General features: G+C 70.8%; 13 protein-coding genes. 10 read left to right on the forward strand and 3 right to left on the reverse strand.

Annotation, left to right across the window (positions count from 1 at the left end):
• Positions 1 to 74: 74 nt before the first annotated feature.
• A complete protein-coding gene (locus ACFW47_RS00185) occupies positions 75 to 1892 on the reverse strand; it encodes a lytic murein transglycosylase (protein ID WP_386304144.1) in 1818 nt (605 codons plus the stop codon).
• 239 nt (positions 1893 to 2131) lie between these two features.
• On the opposite strand from ACFW47_RS00185, the gene ACFW47_RS00190 reads away from it, so the two are divergent.
• The gene (locus tag ACFW47_RS00190) at positions 2132 to 2995 is read left to right on the forward strand and encodes a DUF4184 family protein (protein ID WP_386304145.1); all 864 of its coding nucleotides are present in this window, start codon (positions 2132 to 2134) and stop codon (positions 2993 to 2995) included.
• 698 nt (positions 2996 to 3693) lie between these two features.
• Here ACFW47_RS00190 and polA read toward each other — a convergent pair.
• Positions 3694 to 6420, reverse strand: a complete 2727-nt coding sequence (gene polA, locus ACFW47_RS00195) for a DNA polymerase I (RefSeq protein ID WP_386304146.1) — start codon at positions 6418 to 6420, stop codon at positions 3694 to 3696.
• A 180-nt stretch (positions 6421 to 6600) separates the two neighbouring features.
• Here polA and ACFW47_RS00200 point away from each other — a divergent pair, with 180 nt between their 5' ends.
• The 9 genes from ACFW47_RS00200 to ACFW47_RS00240 all read left to right on the forward strand — a co-directional run bounded on the left by ACFW47_RS00200 (position 6601) and on the right by ACFW47_RS00240 (position 16803).
• Positions 6601 to 8880 (forward strand): FdhF/YdeP family oxidoreductase, encoded by a 2280-nt coding sequence (locus ACFW47_RS00200; protein ID WP_386304149.1) that lies wholly within the window; start codon positions 6601 to 6603, stop codon positions 8878 to 8880.
• 85 nt (positions 8881 to 8965) lie between these two features.
• Positions 8966 to 9454, forward strand: a complete 489-nt coding sequence (locus ACFW47_RS00205; RefSeq protein WP_386282541.1) for a PaaI family thioesterase — start codon at positions 8966 to 8968, stop codon at positions 9452 to 9454.
• 454 nt (positions 9455 to 9908) lie between these two features.
• Entirely contained in the window at positions 9909 to 10157 is a 249-nt protein-coding gene (locus ACFW47_RS00210) for a hypothetical protein (RefSeq protein ID WP_386282543.1), read from the forward strand.
• Positions 10154 to 10756: a Tat pathway signal sequence domain protein gene (locus ACFW47_RS00215; protein ID WP_386304152.1), complete on the forward strand. Its 603-nt coding sequence runs from the start codon at positions 10154 to 10156 to the stop codon at positions 10754 to 10756. Before ACFW47_RS00210 ends, ACFW47_RS00215 begins: the two co-directional genes overlap by 4 nt.
• A gap of 287 nt (positions 10757 to 11043) precedes the next feature.
• Positions 11044 to 12285, forward strand: a complete 1242-nt coding sequence (locus tag ACFW47_RS00220) for a branched-chain amino acid ABC transporter substrate-binding protein (protein WP_386282548.1) — start codon at positions 11044 to 11046, stop codon at positions 12283 to 12285.
• A gap of 120 nt (positions 12286 to 12405) precedes the next feature.
• Positions 12406 to 13338 (forward strand): branched-chain amino acid ABC transporter permease, encoded by a 933-nt coding sequence (locus ACFW47_RS00225; RefSeq protein WP_386282550.1) that lies wholly within the window; start codon positions 12406 to 12408, stop codon positions 13336 to 13338.
• Between the two features lie 5 nt (positions 13339 to 13343).
• Positions 13344 to 15167, forward strand: coding sequence for a branched-chain amino acid ABC transporter permease (locus ACFW47_RS00230; protein ID WP_386282552.1), 1824 nt, complete (start codon positions 13344 to 13346; stop codon positions 15165 to 15167).
• A 5-nt stretch (positions 15168 to 15172) separates the two neighbouring features.
• Positions 15173 to 16090 carry an ABC transporter ATP-binding protein gene (locus tag ACFW47_RS00235; protein WP_386304154.1) on the forward strand — a complete coding sequence of 306 codons (918 nt, stop codon included), beginning with the start codon at positions 15173 to 15175 and terminating at the stop codon, positions 16088 to 16090.
• Positions 16087 to 16803 carry an ABC transporter ATP-binding protein gene (locus ACFW47_RS00240; RefSeq protein ID WP_386282557.1) on the forward strand — a complete coding sequence of 239 codons (717 nt, stop codon included), beginning with the start codon at positions 16087 to 16089 and terminating at the stop codon, positions 16801 to 16803. Before ACFW47_RS00235 ends, ACFW47_RS00240 begins: the two co-directional genes overlap by 4 nt.
• Before the next feature lie 65 nt (positions 16804 to 16868).
• Here ACFW47_RS00240 and ACFW47_RS00245 read toward each other — a convergent pair whose 3' ends face one another.
• Entirely contained in the window at positions 16869 to 17525 is a 657-nt protein-coding gene (locus tag ACFW47_RS00245; protein ID WP_272585322.1) for an ANTAR domain-containing response regulator, read from the reverse strand.
• Positions 17526 to 17558: the final 33 nt, after the last annotated feature.

The raw sequence follows: 17558 nt of genomic DNA on the forward strand, positions 1-17558 counted from the left end.
ACGACGACGTGCCGAAGGGGCGCCCGGGCCGAAGCGGAGGGCGCCCCCCGGTCGTTCGCGCGGGAGCCGCGCCCCTACGCGTCCGGCTCGGTCGACGGCTCGGTGGAGGGGCTGGGCGAGGCGTCGGGCGAGTCGGGCGACGGGCTCGGCGTCGGCTTCTTTTCGGCCACCTTCAGCCGGACGTCGAGCATGGCGCCGCCCGCGGTGGTGAGCCGCAGCACGAATGTGCCGTCGGTGTCGTCCGCGTACAGCTTCGGCAGCGTCAGCAGGCCCTTGGCGTCGGTCTTCAGACCGGTCAGGGTGCGGACGGCCTTGCCGTCGGCGTCCTTGAAGTAGGGGCCCTTGTCGTTCTCGGCCGGGTCGAGCACCGACTTGACGAGCGTCGCGGTGACGGCGACCTTGTCCGCGGCGGCGCCCTTGTGCGTGGCCTTGACCTCGACCCGGTCCGCGAACTCACCGCCGGGTGTGCACGTCAGGTCGGTCGCGTCGGTGCGCGCGAGGGCGTCGGCGACGCGCTCGGTGACGGTCGCCTCGTAGTCGACGCCGGGGACGGTCCGGCCGGCGACGGCGGCCCGCACGGTGAAGGCACCGGTCTTCTCGCCCGCCACCAACGCGGGTGCGACCGCCACGCCGGAGGCGTCGGTGGTGGCCACGGCCACCTTTTCACCGCCGGTGAAGGTGGCGTCGGTGTCGCCCAGGATGGTGAAGCGGATGCGTACCTTGCCGACGGCCTTTCCGGCCCTGGTCTCGGCACGGGTGCTGACCTTCTTGGCGAAGGTGTCGCCGGCGATGGCGGTGAGCCCGGTGGTGCCGGCGTTCTCCAGGTGGTGCACCGTGTCGGTGGGGGTCTGGTTCTCGGGCGGGGTCTCGGGGTCGGTCGGGTCCGGTGTCTCCGGGTTCGGGGAGCCGGCGCCGGGGTCTGTCGGCTTCGCCGGGTTCGTGGGCTTGCCGGAGCCGGTGGAACCGCCGGGCTTGTCCGGGCTGGGCGACGGCGTGCCGGGGGTCGTGGGGCGCGTGGACGGGCCCGTGGCGCTGGGCGACGGGCCGGGGCGGCTCGCCGCGCCGTCGCTGCGGTTCCCGGGCAGGGCGCCGGTGCCGTCCGGGATCTCGTGGGTGCCCTTGCGGTAGTGCTCCAGCCACGACAGGACCGTGTGCAGGTAGTCCTGCGAGTTGTTGTAGCTGAGGATCGCGCGGTTGAGGTCGGCCTGGTCGGACAGGTCCCAGCCGTTGCGGCACAGGTAGTGTCCGGCGGCGAGCGCGGCGTCGTAGATGTTGTTGGGGTCTTCCTTGCCGTCACCGTTGCCGTCGCGGGCCGCCCAGGCCCAGGTGGAGGGGATGAACTGCATGGGGCCGACGGCGTTGTCGTAGGCGCTGTTGCCGTCGTAGACGCCGTTGTCGGTGTCCTTGATGAGCGCGAAGCCGTTGCCGTCCAGCTGCGGGCCGATGATCGGACTGGTCGTGGTCCCGTCGGCGGTGACGCGGCCGCCGCGGGCCTGGCCCGACTCCACCTTGCCGATGGCGGCCAGGAGTTGCCAGGGCAGGTTGCAGCCGGGCTTGGACCGGCGCAGCGCCGACTCGGCCTTCTTGTAGGCGTCGAGGACGGTGGCGGGGATGCCGGCCTCGGAAGGTGTCCGGGACGCGGGCGTGCCGATGGTGGGCGCGGGGCTCGGGCTGTTCAGCGGCGGCAGGTCCGTGTAGTACGGCGAGTTGCCGGTCGCGCTCTCCTCGGCGGGCGCGTCGGAGGCCGGCACCTCGTCAGAGGTGGTCTGTCTGCCGTTGGCGTCGGTCGTCACATTGGGGGCCTGGGACGCGGACAGGGCCGCGACCGCGACCGCCGCGACGGTGGTGGTGACCGCCGCCTTGCGGAGCCTCCTGTCGAAATGCGCCGCCATAGAGTGAACCCCTCCCGTGGGACGCCCGCGCGTCCGTCCGTCTTCGGCTGTCGTACTCGCCCGTCGTACCCGCCCTGTTGCGACGAACGGTGCGCGTCGCAGGTTGCGCCGCAACTTTCCCCCGCGCGGTGCTCGTCTGTTCGATCAGCACGGTGCCGCAGGCGACCCTACGACAACTTGCTTTGCACGGGGACCCGTTCGTGCCCGATATTCACCAGTTGGCCATAAGAGGAGTTTCGTTGCCCTTCACCCTCAGCCACGCCGCCGCCGTCCTGCCCGCGCTGCGGGGTGACGGGACCGGACGGGGGCGGCTGGTGCCGGCCGTGCTGGTGGCGGGGTCGTTTGCGCCCGACATGACCTATTACGCGGCGAGTTTCCTGCCCGGGGCGATGGAGTTCGGGGACGTCACGCACTCCTTCCCGGGTGTCCTCACCGTCGACGTGGTCGTCGCCTGGGCGCTGGTGGGGCTGTGGCTGGTCGTGCGGGAGCCACTGGTGGCCCTGCTGCCGCCGTCCCGGCAGGGGCGGGTCGCCACCCTGCTGCGGTGCGGGGCGCAGCGCGCGCGTGTGCGGCCGTCGCTGCCGCTGTGGTGGTACGTGTCGGCGGTGCTGGGGGCGTCGACCCACGTGGTGTGGGACGCGTTCACGCACCTCGACCGGTGGGGGATGAAGGTGTTCCCCGTCCTCGGCCGGGAGATCGCGGGCGCTCCGCTGTACTGGTACCTCCAGTACGGGGGTTCCGCCGTGGCGGCCGTCGTCCTCGCCGTGTTCCTGGTGCGGGCGCTGCGCCGGGCCCCCCGGGCCGGGGCGTCGCACGTGCCGGTGCTCCAGGTGCGGGACCGGTGGTGGGCCGGGGCGGTGCTCGGCGGTTGTGCGGTGGCCGGGGCGGTGCGGCGGGCCACCCGGTGGTGGGACTACTGGGGTGACGTCGCGAAACCCTGGGAGCTGATCCCGACGGTGTGTTTCGGGGCGGGCGCGGGGCTCGTCCCGGGGCTGCTGCTGTACACCGTGGCGGTCAGGGTGTGGCGTCCGGCCCCGGTCCCGGCCGTCCCGGCCGTCCCGGCAGGCGCCGGTACGGAGCCGGACCGGCGGGTCGCGCCCTGAGCGTGTCGGTGCTCGCGACGAACACGGTGAAGGTGTGCGCGGGCCGGGTCCGCGGCAGCAGGGTGCGGGCGAGCGCCAGGTAGCCGCGGGCGAGATCGGCCCACAGGCGCCAGGCGGGCATCTCGCTCGGGGGCGCGGCGGCCTGGTCCCGGTGGAGGAGTCCACGGCGGAGGTCTGCCGTGGTGCGGCGCAGGGCCGTCGTGAGGGTGGTGGGGGTGCGGCCGGTACTTGCGCCCGGTGCGAAGACCGGGACCGGCAGGAGTGGCACGCGGGCGGGTCGGTCTGTGCTTGCCCGTCCCGGTGTGGTCCGGTGGTGGAGCATGCGTATACCCATGCCCGCATCCTCACGGGAGTCGGGGGCGGGGGGCGCTTTCGCGGGGGCCACCTGAGTGACGGTGCCCCCTTGCCGGGCGGGCGGGGCCGGCGGGGGCGTTTCCCGCCCGGTCGGTGGGCGGCGGGGGAAGTGCCGGGCGCGGGCGGCGGCGGTGGATGGCGCTTCGGCCCGGAGGCCAACCGGACAAGGGGCATCGGCGTACGCGCCGGGCGCGGGTGGCCGGGACCGGTCGCCGGGCTTCGGCGAGGGAGAGGACTCGGAGATGTCAGCGGTGGTGAGCCGGGGGGATTCGCCGCGAGCACGCAGCCTCGCGGCGAATCCCCCGTCCCGCCGACCGGCCGTCGACCGGCGCAGGCCGCGCAGGCTAGTGCGCCGCCGACTCCCAGTCCGGTCCCACGCCCACCGAGACGCCCAGGGGGACCCTGAGCTGCACGGCGCCGGCCATTTCGCGGCGGACGAGTTCCTCCGCCGCCGCACGCTCGCCGGGAGCGATCTCCAGGACGATTTCGTCGTGGACCTGGAGCAGCATGCGGGAGGTGAGGCCCGCCTCGCGCAGTGCCCTGTCCACATTGAGCATGGCGATCTTGACGATGTCGGCCGCCGTGCCCTGGATCGGCGCGTTCAGCGCCATCCGTTCGGCCGCCTCGCGGCGCTGGCGGTTGTCGCTGTTGAGGTCGGGCAGGTAGCGGCGGCGGCCGAAGAGGGTCGCCGTGTAGCCCGTCGCCCGTGCCTCGTCGACGACCCGGCGCAGGTAGTCCCGTACGCCGCCGAACCGCTCGAAGTAGGCGTCCATCAGGCCGCGGGCCTCGGCCGCCTCGATGTTCAGCTGCTGGGAGAGACCGAAGGCCGACAGACCGTACGCCAGCCCGTACGACATGGCCTTGATCTTGCGGCGCATCTCCGCGTCGACCGCGGACTGCTCGACGGAGAAGACCTGCGCGGCGGCGGTGGTGTGCAGGTCCTCGCCGGAGGTGAAGGCCTCGATCAGGCCGGCGTCCTCGGAGAGGTGCGCCATCACGCGCAGCTCGATCTGGCTGTAGTCGGCCGTCATCAGCGACTCGAAGCCCTCGCCGACGACGAAGCCGCGGCGGATCGCCCGGCCCTCGTCGGTGCGGACCGGGATGTTCTGCAGGTTCGGGTCCGTGGAGGAGAGGCGGCCGGTCGCGGCGACCGTCTGGTTGAACGTGGTGTGGATGCGGCCGTCGGCGGCGATCGTCTTGATCAGGCCCTCGACCGTGACCCGCAGCTTGGCCTGCTCGCGGTGGCGGAGCATGATCACCGGCAGTTCGTTCTCGGTCTGCGCCGCGAGCCACGCCAGGGCGTCCGCGTCCGTGGTGTAGCCGGTCTTGGTCTTCTTCGTCTTCGGCAGGTTCAGCTCACCGAAGAGGACTTCCTGGAGCTGCTTGGGCGAGCCGAGGTTGAACTCGTGCCCGGCCGCCGCGTGCGCCTCCTTCACCGCCTGCTGCACGGCACCGGCGAACATCTGCTCCATGGCCTGGAGGTGCTCCCGGTCGGCCGCGATGCCGTGCCGCTCCATGCGGGCCAGCAGAGCGGACGTGGGCAGCTCCACGTCGCGCAGCAGGTCGGCGGCGCCGACGTCCGCCAGGCGGCCCTCGAAGGCCTCGCCCAGGTCGAGGATCGCGCGGGCCTGCACCATCAGCGCCTCGGCCTCGGCACCGTCGTCCGCGCCGAAGGCCAGCTGGCCGTCGGCCGCGGCGGCGGGGGCCAGCTCGCGGTGCAGGTACTCCAGGGAGAGCGCGTCCAGGTCGAAGGAGCGGCGGCCCGGCTTGACCAGGTAGGCGGCGAGCGCCGTGTCCATGCCGACGCCGGCGACGCTCCAGCCGTGCTCGGCGAAGACGCGCATCGCGCCCTTGGCGTTGTGGAAGACCTTGGGCCGGTCCGGGTCGGACAGCCAGGCCGCGAACGCCGTCTCGTCGGCCTCGTCCAGCTCGGTCGGGTCGAACCAGGCGGCCTTGCCGTCGGCCGCGGCGAGCGCGACCTCGGCGACCGAGCCGGTGCCCAGCGCCCAGGTGTCGACCGTCGCCACGCCGAGCGGCTGCGTGCCGTGCCCGGCGAGCCAGCCGGCCACCTCGCCGGTGCCCAGCACGGTGCCGTCCAGCTCCACCCCGTCCGCCACGACCGGGGTCGCCTCGGCCTCCTCGGCGCCCGGGTCGACGGCGTACAGCCGCTCCCGCAGGGACGGGTTGCGGATCTCCAGGGTGTCCAGGATCACGGCGACGCCCTTGCGGTCGTACGCGGCGCGCTCCAGGTCGGTGACCGTCTTCGGCAGCTCGACCCGGCGCTCCAGCTCGGTGAGCCGGCGGTTGAGCTTCACGGACTCCAGGTGGTCGCGCAGATTCTGCCCGGCCTTGCCCTTGACCTCCTCGACGCGCTCCACCAGCTCCGCGAAGGACCCGAACTGGTTGATCCACTTCGCGGCCGTCTTCTCGCCGACGCCCGGGATGCCCGGCAGGTTGTCGGACGGATCGCCCCGCAGGGCCGCGAAGTCCGGGTACTGGGCGGGGGTCAGCCCGTACTTCTCGAAGACCTTCTCCGGCGTGAAACGGGTCAGCTCGGAGACGCCCTTGGTCGGGTACAGCACCGTGGTGTGCTCACTGACCAGCTGGAAGGAGTCCCGGTCGCCCGTGACGATCAGGACGTCGAAGCCCTCGGCCTCGGCCTGCGTGGCGAGCGTCGCGATGACGTCGTCGGCCTCGAAGCCCTCGACGGCGAAGCGCTGCACGCGCATGGCGTCGAGCAGCTCGCCGATCAGCTCGACCTGCCCCTTGAACTCGTCCGGCGTCTTGGAGCGGTTCGCCTTGTACTCGGTGAACTCCTGGGACCGCCAGGTCTTGCGGGAGACGTCGAACGCCACCGCGAAGTGGGTCGGCGCCTCGTCACGCAGCGTGTTGGCCAGCATCGACGCGAAACCGTAGATCGCGTTGGTCGGCTGGCCCGTCGCGGTCGTGAAATTCTCCGCGGGCAGCGCGAAGAACGCGCGGTAGGCCAGCGAGTGCCCGTCCATGAGCATCAGGCGCGGACGGTCGCCGCCGGAGGGGTTGTCGGTCTTCTTCGATGCTGTCTCTGCCACGCCCCCGATCCTGCCACGGACCACTGACACTCGGCCCCGCGCTCGCCGCCGGCGCGGACGGCCTCCGTACGCCGCCGCGGCCACCGCTTCCGGGTCCCGGCCCGCCCGGCCTCCTTCACTGTCACAGGGACGTGCGAGGATCGGAGACGTACCTCACACGCGTAAGCGAAGGAGCGCGCGATGGCCACCAAGCCGCCCACGGGTGATCCGGTCCAGGACGCCCCGCAGGTCACCGAGCCCCAGCACGCGGCGGCGGGCATCCCGGCCATCGGCCACACCCTGCGGATCGCGCAGCGGCAGATGGGCGTGAAGCGGACGGCGCTGACGCTGCTGAGCGTCAACCAGAAGGACGGCTTCGACTGCCCGGGCTGCGCCTGGCCGGAGCCGGACCACCGGCACAAGGCGGAGTTCTGCGAGAACGGCGCGAAGGCCGTGGCCGAGGAGGCCACCCTGCGCCGGGTCACCCCGGAGTTCTTCGCCGCGCACTCCGTGGCCGACCTCGCCACCCGCAGCGGCTACTGGCTGGGCCAGCAGGGACGGCTCACGCACCCGGTGTACCTCCCGGAGGGCGGCGAGCACTACGAGCCGGTGACCTGGGAGCGCGCCTTCGACATCGTGGCGGAGGAGATCGGCGCCCTGGACTCGCCCGACGAGGCGGTCTTCTACACCTCCGGGCGCACCAGCAACGAGGCCGCGTTCCTCTACCAGCTCTTCGCGCGCGAGCTGGGCACCAACAACCTGCCCGACTGCTCCAACATGTGCCACGAGTCGTCCGGCTCGGCCCTGTCCGAGACCATCGGCGTCGGCAAGGGCAGCGTCCTGCTCGAGGACCTGTACAAGTCCGATCTGATCATCGTGGCCGGTCAGAACCCGGGCACCAACCACCCGCGCATGCTCTCCGCCCTGGAGAAGGCCAAGGCCAACGGCGCGAAGATCATCAGCGTCAACCCGCTGCCCGAGGCGGGTCTGGAGCGCTTCAAGAACCCGCAGACCCCCAAGGGGCTCACCGCGGGCGCCGCGCTCACCGACCTGTTCCTGCAGATCCGCATCGGCGGCGACCAGGCCCTGTTCCGGCTCCTCAACAAGCTGATCCTGGACACCGACGGCGCGGTCGACGAGGCGTTCGTCGAGCAGCACACCCACGGGTACGAGGAGTTCGCCGAGGCCGCCCGCGCGGCCGACTGGGAGGCGACGCTCACGGCGACCGGTCTCACCCGCGCGGAGATCGGGGAAGCCCTGCGCATGGTGCTGGCCTCGAAGCGCACCATCGTGTGCTGGGCGATGGGCCTGACCCAGCACAAGCACTCGGTGCCCACCATCCGCGAGATCGTCAACTTCCTCCTGCTGCGCGGCAACATCGGCCGTCCCGGCGCGGGCGTCTGCCCGGTGCGCGGCCACTCCAACGTGCAGGGCGACCGCACCATGGGCATCTTCGAACGCCCGGCGCCCGCCTTCCTGGACGCCCTGGAGAGGGAGTTCGGTTTCGCCCCGCCGCGCGAGCACGGCTACGACGTCGTACGGGCCATCCGCGCGATGCGCGACGGCGAGGCCAAGGTGTTCTTCGCGATGGGCGGCAACTTCGTCTCCGCCTCCCCCGACACGGAGGTCACCGAGGCGGCGATGCGCCGGGCCCGGCTCACCGTGCACGTGTCGACCAAGCTGAACCGCTCGCACGCCGTCACGGGCGCGCGTGCCCTGATCCTGCCGACGCTCGGCCGCACCGAGCGGGACCTCCAGGGCGGTGGCGAGCAGTTCGTCACCGTCGAGGACTCCATGGGCATGGTGCACGCCTCCCGCGGCCGGCTGGAACCCGCGAGCGCCCACCTGCTGTCCGAGCCGGCCATCGTGTGCCGGCTGGCCCGCCGGGTGCTGGGCGAGGGCAGTTCCACGCCCTGGGAGGAGTTCGAGAAGGACTACGCGACGATCCGCGACCGCATCGGGCGCGTGGTCCCGGGCTTCGAGGACTTCAACGCGCGCGTGGCCCGCCCCGGGGGCTTCGCCCTGCCGCACGCCCCGCGCGACGAACGCCGCTTCCCCACGGCCACCGGCAAGGCCAACTTCACCGCGGCACCGGTCGAGTACCCCGAGCTGCCCGAGGGCCGGCTGCTGCTCCAGACGCTGCGCTCGCACGACCAGTACAACACCACGATCTACGGCCTGGACGACCGCTACCGGGGGATCAGGAACGGCCGCCGGGTCGTCCTGGTCAACCCGGAGGACGCCCGGGCCCTCGGCGTCCGGGACGGCGCGTACGTCGACCTGGTCGGTGAGTGGAAGGACGGTGTCGAGCGCCGGGCGCCCGGCTTCCGCGTCGTGCACTACCCGACGGCCCGGGGCTGCGCGGCGGCGTACTACCCGGAGACCAACGTCCTGGTGCCGCTGGACGCGACCGCGGACACCAGCAACACCCCGGCCAGCAAGTCCGTCGTCGTCCGTCTGGAACAATCGGCGACCGACTGAGCGTTTGCTCAGTCGCGCCGACGGCCCGTCCCACCGGGCCGGCCGGCGGATCCGACAGACGGAGCGACGAAACGGAGCCGGGCCCATGGGCGAGCAGCAGCAGGTGCAGTTCCCGCAGGAGGTCATCGACGAGTACGCCGCGCTCGGCGTCGACCTGCCGGCGCTCTTCTCCGCCGGGCATCTCGGGACGCGCATGGGCGTCCAGATCCTCGAGGCGTCGGCCGACCGGGTCGTCGGCACCATGCCGGTCGAGGGCAACACCCAGCCGTACGGGCTGCTGCACGGCGGCGCCTCGGCGGTGCTGGCCGAGACGCTCGGATCGGTCGGCTCGATGCTGCACGGCGGCGCCTCCAAGATCGCCGTCGGCGTCGACCTGAACTGCACCCACCACCGCGGGGTCCGCTCCGGCCTGGTAACCGGAGTGGCCACGCCGGTGCACCGGGGCCGGTCGACGGCGACGTACGAGATCGTGATCAGCGACGAGCAGGACCGCCGCGTGTGCACCGCCCGGCTGACCTGCCTGCTGCGGGACGTGAAGCCGGGCGACGGGGCGCAGGCGGACGCGGCCGCCTGAGCGGCATGACAGCCCGTTGGGCGCACGGCCCGGTCGGCACACGGCCCGGTCGGCGCGTCGCGCCCACGGCATTGCTCCCGGCCACCCGGCGCCCTAACTTCGGGGCATGGGACGGGGAGATGCCCCTTGGCCGGGGGCGACGGCTCGGCGGTTCCGCTCCACCTCCGCACGCACCGCGCCCGCAGGGCTCGTGCCCCGACGGCGCGCGTCCGCGCGGCTCGGGCCCGGACGCCCGGTCCCCCCACGGCGAACGCCCCGCCACACGGCGCACGTCCGGATCGTCCCCGCCCTGCTCGCACTGGCGCTGACTCTGCCGACCGGCGCCCTGGCCACCGCCTGCGGCAACCCCCGCACCACCGGGGTCCCTTCCGCCACCGCCACGGAAGCCACCCCGCCACCGCCCACGCCCGCATCGGCATCGCCATCGGCTCGGCAAGCCCTCTCTCCCACGGAGTTGTGTACGACCGCCGTCCGTTACTGGGCCCGCCGGACACTCGACGGCGCCACCCCGTACGGCGACTACCAGTCGATGGGCCTCTCCAACCGTCAGTACGGCATCCTGCGCGAGGTCGTGGACGCCGCGCAGACCGCGCGGCGCGTACGGGGAAGCGGAGCCGCACAGACGCTGATCGACCGTCAGGCACGGGCCAGGTGCACCGAGCAGTACCGCGACGGCGGCCCGGCCGACGGACCGTGGCAATGACCGGCATCGGCCCCGTGGAGCCGGGCGAGGGCACCCGCGCCCAGGACGCCGCCGACGCTCCCCGGCCACCCGCCCGGCCGCGCGGGCGCCTGGCCCGGCGCTACGCCGACCGCCGCCGGACCGTCCTCGCCACCGCCGCGGCCCTCGCCGTACTGGCGGGCAGCGGCTACCTGTACGCGAGCCGGCCACGACAGCCGGCCCCTCCCCCGCCGCCGTACCCGGTCCATGTGGTGGACGTCGCCTACCTTGAGGCGGTACCCGCCGCCGGGACCGGCGCCTTCAGCTTCGCGGTGCTGCTGAGCGTGCGGTCCGGCCCGCCCGTCACCGTCACGCGCCTGGCCCAGCCCTACGAGGGCCTGACGATCACTTCGTCGCCCGCGGCACCTTTCCAGACAAAGTCGCATTCGGCCCGCAAGATCATTGTCACGCTGAGGGTGACGGAATGCGAAAAAGCACCCCGGAACCTTGGCCTCCCTTTTCTGGATGTAACGCTGCGTAATACGCGCGCAATCCAGGCCCACAGTTACATCCTCGGATCACGCTATGCACAGGACCTCTCCGAGGCCCTCCAGGCCGTCTGCGGAAACGAATCCGGGTAATCACCAAAACGCCCCAGACGCCTGAACCAGCCCCACCGGTCCTGCGGGTTCTCATCATGCGGACAGGGCGAATCGGCCTGAATTCCGCCCTTCTTCCCAGCCAGTACCGCTCTGCATTACCCCGTGTCATAACAAGAGCGTCACAGCCTGAGTCAGACCCTCCTCCACGTTCCCCACACACGCTTAGAGTCACGGCCAGTCACCGCGCAGTCGGATTGTCACTTCGGCCCAGCGTTCGACTCGGCCGCTTCCACGGGGACGCGGCTGCGCCAGGGAAAGGACTGATCGTGCGTCAACGTTCGCTCATCGCCATCACCGCCGCTCTGGCGGCGGGAGCGCTCACCCTCACCGCCTGCGGCTCGCGCGACGACGACGGCGGCTCGGACTCCGGCAACGGCGGCAGCGGTGGAGGCACCACCGTCGTCATCGGCGTCGACGCCCCGCTGACCGGCGACCTGTCCGCGCTGGGCCTCGGCATCAAGAACTCGGCGGACCTCGCGGCCAAGACCGCCAACAAGGACAAGCACGTCGAGGGCATAACCTTCAAGGTCGAAGCCCTCGACGACCAGGGCCAGCCCTCCGCGGGCCAGCAGAACGCCAGCCAGTTCGTCGCCAACGACAAGGTCCTCGGCGTCGTCGGCCCGCTGAACTCCTCGGTCGGCGAGTCCATGCAGCAGGTCTTCGAGTCCGGCAACATGGCCCTGGTCTCCCCGGCCAACACCGGCCCCTCGCTGACCCAGGGCCCCGACTGGCGCACCGAGAAGAAGCGCCCGTTCAAGACCTACTTCCGCACCGCGACCACCGACGCCATCCAGGGCCCGTTCGCCGCGCAGTACGTCTTCAACGACTTCAAGAAGACGAAGGCCTTCGTCATCGACGACAAGAAGACCTACGGCGCGGGCCTCGCCGGAACCTTCACCGACGAGTTCAAGAAGCTCGGCGGCCAGATCGTCGGTACCGAGCACATCAATCCGGACACCAAGGACTTCTCCGCGGTCGCCACCAAGGTCAAGAACTCGGGCGCCGACGTCGTCTACTACGGCGGCGAATACCCGCAGGCCGGCCCGCTCAGCAAGCAGATCAAGGGCACCGGCGCCAAGATTCCGCTGGTCGGCGGCGACGGCATCTACAGCGCCGACTTCATCAAGCTCGCCGGCGCCAGCGGTACCGGCGACCTCGCCACCTCCGTCGGCGCGCCCGTCGAGGAACTGCCCTCCGCCAAGGAATTCGTCGCCAACTACAAGGCCGCGGGCTACAAGGAGCCCTTCGAGGCCTACGGCGGCTACTCCTACGACTCCGCCTGGGCCATCATCGAGGCCGTCAAGACGGTCGTCGAGAAGAACGACGGCAAGCTCCCCGACGACGCCCGAGGCCAGGTCGTCGAGGCCATGCAGAACGTCTCCTTCGACGGAGTGACCGGCAAGGTCTCCTTCGACGAGTTCGGTGACGCCACCAACAAGCAGCTGACCGTGTACGCCGTCGAGAACGGCGACTGGAAGGCCGTGAAGTCCGGCACCTACACCGGCTGAGTCGTCCGACGAGACACCCGCACCACCAAGAGCCGCGCGGGGCGCTTTTCCACCGGCGCCCCGCGCGGACTCACACCCGGCCACATCCGTCGAACATCCGAACCTCTCGGAGGACATGCGGTGAACGAACTGCCGCAGCAGCTGGTCAACGGCCTGCTACTGGGATCCATGTACGGGCTGATCGCCATTGGCTACACGATGGTCTACGGCATCGTCCAGCTCATCAACTTCGCCCACGGCGAGATCTTCATGACCGGCGCCTTCGGCGCGCTCACGGTCTACATCTACATCCTGCCCGACGGCACCTCCATGCTGATCGCCCTGCCCCTGATGATCCTCGGCGCAGTGATCGTCTCGGTGACCGTCGCCATCGGGGCTGAACGTTTCGCCTACCGCCCCCTGCGCGGCGGCCCCCGCCTCGCCCCGCTCATCACCGCCATCGGCCTCTCCCTCGCCCTCCAGCAGGCGGTCTGGGCCTGGTACCCCGACGCGAAGTCCGCCCGCACCTTCCCCCAGATCGAGGGCGGCCCCTTCCACATCGGCGACGTCACCCTCCAGACCGGCAGCATCTTCCTGCTCATCGCCGCCCCCGTCAGCATGGCCTTCCTCGGCTACTTCGTCATGAAGACCCGCACCGGACGCGGCATGCAGGCCACCGCCCAGGACCCCGACACCGCCAAGCTGATGGGCATCAACACCGACCGCATCATCGTGATCGCGTTCGCCCTCGGCGCCGTCTTCGCCGCCATCGGCGGAGTCGCCTACGGCCTGGAGTACGGCCACGTCGACTTCAAGATGGGCTTCATCCTCGGGCTGAAGGCCTTCACCGCGGCCGTACTCGGCGGCATCGGCAACATCTACGGCGCCATGATCGGCGGAGTCGTCCTCGGCATCACCGAAACCCTGGCCACCGCCTACATCGGCGACATCCCCGGCCTCGGCCAGTTCGGCAGCCAGTCCTGGGCGGACGTCTGGGCCTTCATCCTCCTCATCCTTGTGCTGCTGTTCAGGCCACAGGGCCTGCTCGGCGAGCGCGTCGCGGACAGGGCGTGACACCGATGACCACACAGACCACCGAGAAGACCCCGAACACCCCCGCCACCGACGCGGCCACCGGCCTCATCGGCATCCCACCGCACCTCGGACGCGCCCTCGCCACCGGCGGCGGCCTCCTCGCCGTCGTCTCCACCTTCCTCGCCTGGACCTGGACCGCCGCCTTCCCCGGCGACCTCACCGTCTACGGCTACCCGGGCGGCCTCCAGGTCCTCGTCCTCATCGGCGGCGCCCTCACCACCCTCTTCGGCCTCTCCTCCTACGGCGTCAAAGGCCTCCGCTGGCTCACCCCCGCCGGCGCCGACGCCGCACTGAGGTTCGCCGCACTCGCCACCTTCGCGACCACCTGGTACACCGTCCTCGCCATCAGCCTCCAGCTCGGCGGCCTGGTCAACCTCGAACCCGGCGCCTACATCGCGGCGATCGTCACCCTCGCAGCCCTCCTCGGCGCCCTCGCGCTCCCCTTCGATCACCCCGCGCCCGACCCCATCGACCCCGACGAGACAGGCTGGGAACTCACCAAGCACCGCGCGGGCCACGCCTGGCAGACCGTCAAGGCCGCCTTCGCCGCCGGCGAGCCCGGCCCCGTACGCGCCCTGCCCTCCTCCGCCGAAATCCTCATCATCGTCGCGGTCCTCACCGTCTGCCTCACCGTCTTCACCTACGGCATCGGCACCGAGTACGACGAACTCTTCGTAGGCTTCCTGATCACCGCCGGATTCGGCTTCGCAGCCGCCCACAAGGCGGGCCTCATCCGCCAGGCCACCCAGATCACCGCACGGCACCAGACCATCACCATCTGGGGCGCCTTCGTCGCCGCGGCGCTGTTCCCCTTCACCCAGACCGACGACCAGTACGCCACCATCGGCGTCTACATCCTGATCTTCGCCACCGTCGCCCTGGGCCTCAACATCGTCGTCGGCCTCGCCGGCCTCCTCGACCTCGGCTACGTCGCCTTCCTCGGCGTCGGTGCCTACGCCGCCGCCCTGGTCTCCGGCTCGCCCAGCTCCCCCTTCGGCGTCCACTTCCCCTTCTGGGCCGCCGTCCTGGTCGGCGCCGCCGCCTCACTGATCTTCGGCGTACTGATCGGCGCCCCGACCCTGCGGCTGCGCGGTGACTACCTCGCCATCGTGACCCTCGGCTTCGGAGAGATCTTCCGCATCGCCGTCCTCAACATGGACGGCACCTCCGGACCCGACATCACCAACGGCTCCAACGGCATCTCGGCCGTGCCGGACCTGAACATCCTCGGATTCGACCTCGGCGCCCGGCACGACATCCTCGGCGTCACCATCGGCCGGTTCGCCAACTACTTCTTCCTGATGCTGATCATCACCGCCGTCGTCGTCCTCGTCTTCCGACGCAGCAGCGACTCACGCATCGGCCGAGCCTGGGTCGCCATCCGCGAAGACGAGACCGCCGCCCTCGCCATGGGCATCAACGGCTTCCGCGTCAAACTGATCGCATTCGCCGTCGGCGCCGCCCTCGCCGGCCTCGCCGGCACCGTCCAGGCACACGTCACCTACACCGTGACCCCCGAGCAGTACCTCTTCGCCGGTACCACCCCGCCCAACTCCGCGTTCCTCCTCGCCGCCGTCGTCCTCGGCGGCATGGGCACCATCGGCGGACCCCTCCTCGGCGCCGCACTGCTCTTCCTCATCCCCAACAAGCTCCAGTTCCTCGGCGACTACCAGCTCCTCGCCTTCGGACTCGCGCTCGTCCTCCTCATGCGGTTCCGGCCCGAAGGCCTCATCCCCAACCGGCGCCGCCAACTGGAATTCCACGACAAGGCCGAAGCGCCAACAGTCCTCGGCAAGACAGGGGCCTGACCACCATGACCACCGACACCACCACCAAGGACACCACCCCGGGCACCCCCGCCCCCGGCACCACCGTCCTCGACGCACGCGGCGTCACCATGCGCTTCGGCGGCCTCACCGCCGTCAACAACGTCGACCTCACCGTCAACAGCGGCGAGATCGTCGGCCTCATCGGCCCCAACGGCGCCGGCAAGACCACCTTCTTCAACTGCCTGACAGGCCTCTACACACCCACCGAGGGCGAAGTCCGCTACAAAGGCCAGGTACTGCCCGCCAAATCCTTCAAGGTCACGGCCGCCGGCATCGCCCGAACCTTCCAGAACATCCGGCTCTTCGCCAACATGACAGTCCTGGAAAACGTCCTCGTCGGCCGCCACACCCGCACCAAGGAAGGCTTCTGGTCAGCCGTCCTGCGCGGCCCCGGCTTCCACAAGGCCGAAGCCACCTCCCGCGACCGCGCCATGGAACTCCTGGAGTTCGTCGGCCTCGCCCCCAAGGCCGACCACCTCGCACGGAACCTGCCCTACGGCGAACAGCGCAAGCTGGAAATCGCCCGCGCCCTCGCCAGCGAACCCGGCCTGCTCCTCCTGGACGAGCCCACGGCAGGCATGAACCCCCAGGAGACCCGAGCCACCGAAGAACTCGTCTTCGCCATCCGCGACCAAGGCATCGCCGTCCTCGTCATCGAGCACGACATGCGCTTCATCTTCAACCTCTGCGACCGCGTCGCCGTCCTCGTACAGGGCGAGAAACTCATCGAGGGCGACAGCGCAACCGTCCAGGGCGACGAACGGGTCATCGCCGCCTACCTCGGCGAACCCCTCGAGAACGACCCCGGCGCCGCCGAAGCAGCCGAAGTGGAAGCCGCCGAGGCCCACGCCCAGGCCGACACCACCACGGACACCGCGGCCGGCAAGGAGAACGACCGATGACCGCACTCCTCGAGGTCGAGGACCTCCGCGTCGCCTACGGCAAGATCGAAGCCGTCAAGGGCATCTCCTTCAAGGTCGACGCCGGCGAAGTGGTCACCCTCATCGGCACCAACGGCGCCGGCAAGACCACCACCCTGCGCACCCTCTCCGGCCTCCTGAAGCCGGTCGGCGGACAGATCAAGTTCGGCGGCAAGTCACTGAAGAAGGTCCCCGCGCACCAGATCGTCTCCCTCGGGCTCGCCCACTCCCCCGAGGGGCGGCACATCTTCCCCCGCATGACGATCGAGGACAACCTCCGTCTCGGCGCCTTCCTCCGCAGCGACAAGCCCGGCATCGAGAAGGACATCCAGCGCGCCTACGACCTCTTCCCCATCCTCGGGGAACGCCGCAAGCAAGCCGCCGGCACCCTCTCCGGCGGCGAACAGCAGATGCTCGCCATGGGCCGCGCGCTGATGTCCCAGCCGAAGCTCCTCATGCTCGACGAGCCCTCCATGGGCCTCTCCCCGATCATGATGCAGAAGATCATGCAGACCATCGCCGAACTGAAGTCCCAGGGCACCACCATCCTGCTCGTCGAGCAGAACGCCCAAGCCGCCCTCTCCCTCGCCGACCACGGCCACGTCATGGAAGTCGGCAACATCGTCCTCTCCGGCAGCGGACAGGACCTCCTGCACGACGAGTCCGTCCGCAAGGCCTACCTCGGCGAGGACTGACCCGACCCGGACACGGCTGAGGCCCGCGCCCCCACACCGGGGACGCGGGCCTCAGCCGTACGCACTCAGCCCTTCGACGCCTTCTTCTCCTCAGCGTCCTGAATGACCGCCTCGGCAACCTGCTGCATCGACATCCGCCGATCCATCGACGTCTTCTGGATCCACCGGAACGCCGCCGGCTCCGTCAGCCCGTACTCCGTCTGCAACACCGACTTCGCCCGGTCCACCAGCTTCCGCGTCTCCAGCCGCTGGCTGAGGTCGGCGACCTCCTTCTCCAGCGTCTTCAGCTCCGTGAACCGCGAGACGGCCATCTCGATCGCCGGGACGACATCACTCTTGCTGAACGGCTTCACGAGATACGCCATCGCACCGGCGTCCCGCGCCCGCTCCACCAGGTCGCGCTGAGAGAACGCCGTCAGCATCAGCACCGGCGCGATGCTCTCCTCGGCGATCTTCTCCGCCGCGGAGATGCCGTCCAGCTTCGGCATCTTCACGTCCAGGATCACCAGGTCCGGCTTGTGCTCACGGGCCAGCTCCACGGCCTCCTCACCGTCACCGGCCTCACCTACGACGGAGTAGCCCTCCTCCTCCAGCATCTCTTTGAGATCCAGCCGGATGAGCGCCTCGTCCTCGGCGATGACGACACGGGTCGTCAGCGGAGGCACGTGCGACTTGTCGTCGTCGTTCACGTCGGCGGGCTGGGGCGACTCGGGGGCGGTCACGTGGGCGCTCCTTGTTCCGGGGCAGGCGGTACT

This window comes from Streptomyces sp. NPDC058796 (assembly GCF_042745235.1).
Classification (GTDB): Bacteria; Actinomycetota; Actinomycetes; order Streptomycetales; family Streptomycetaceae; genus Streptomyces.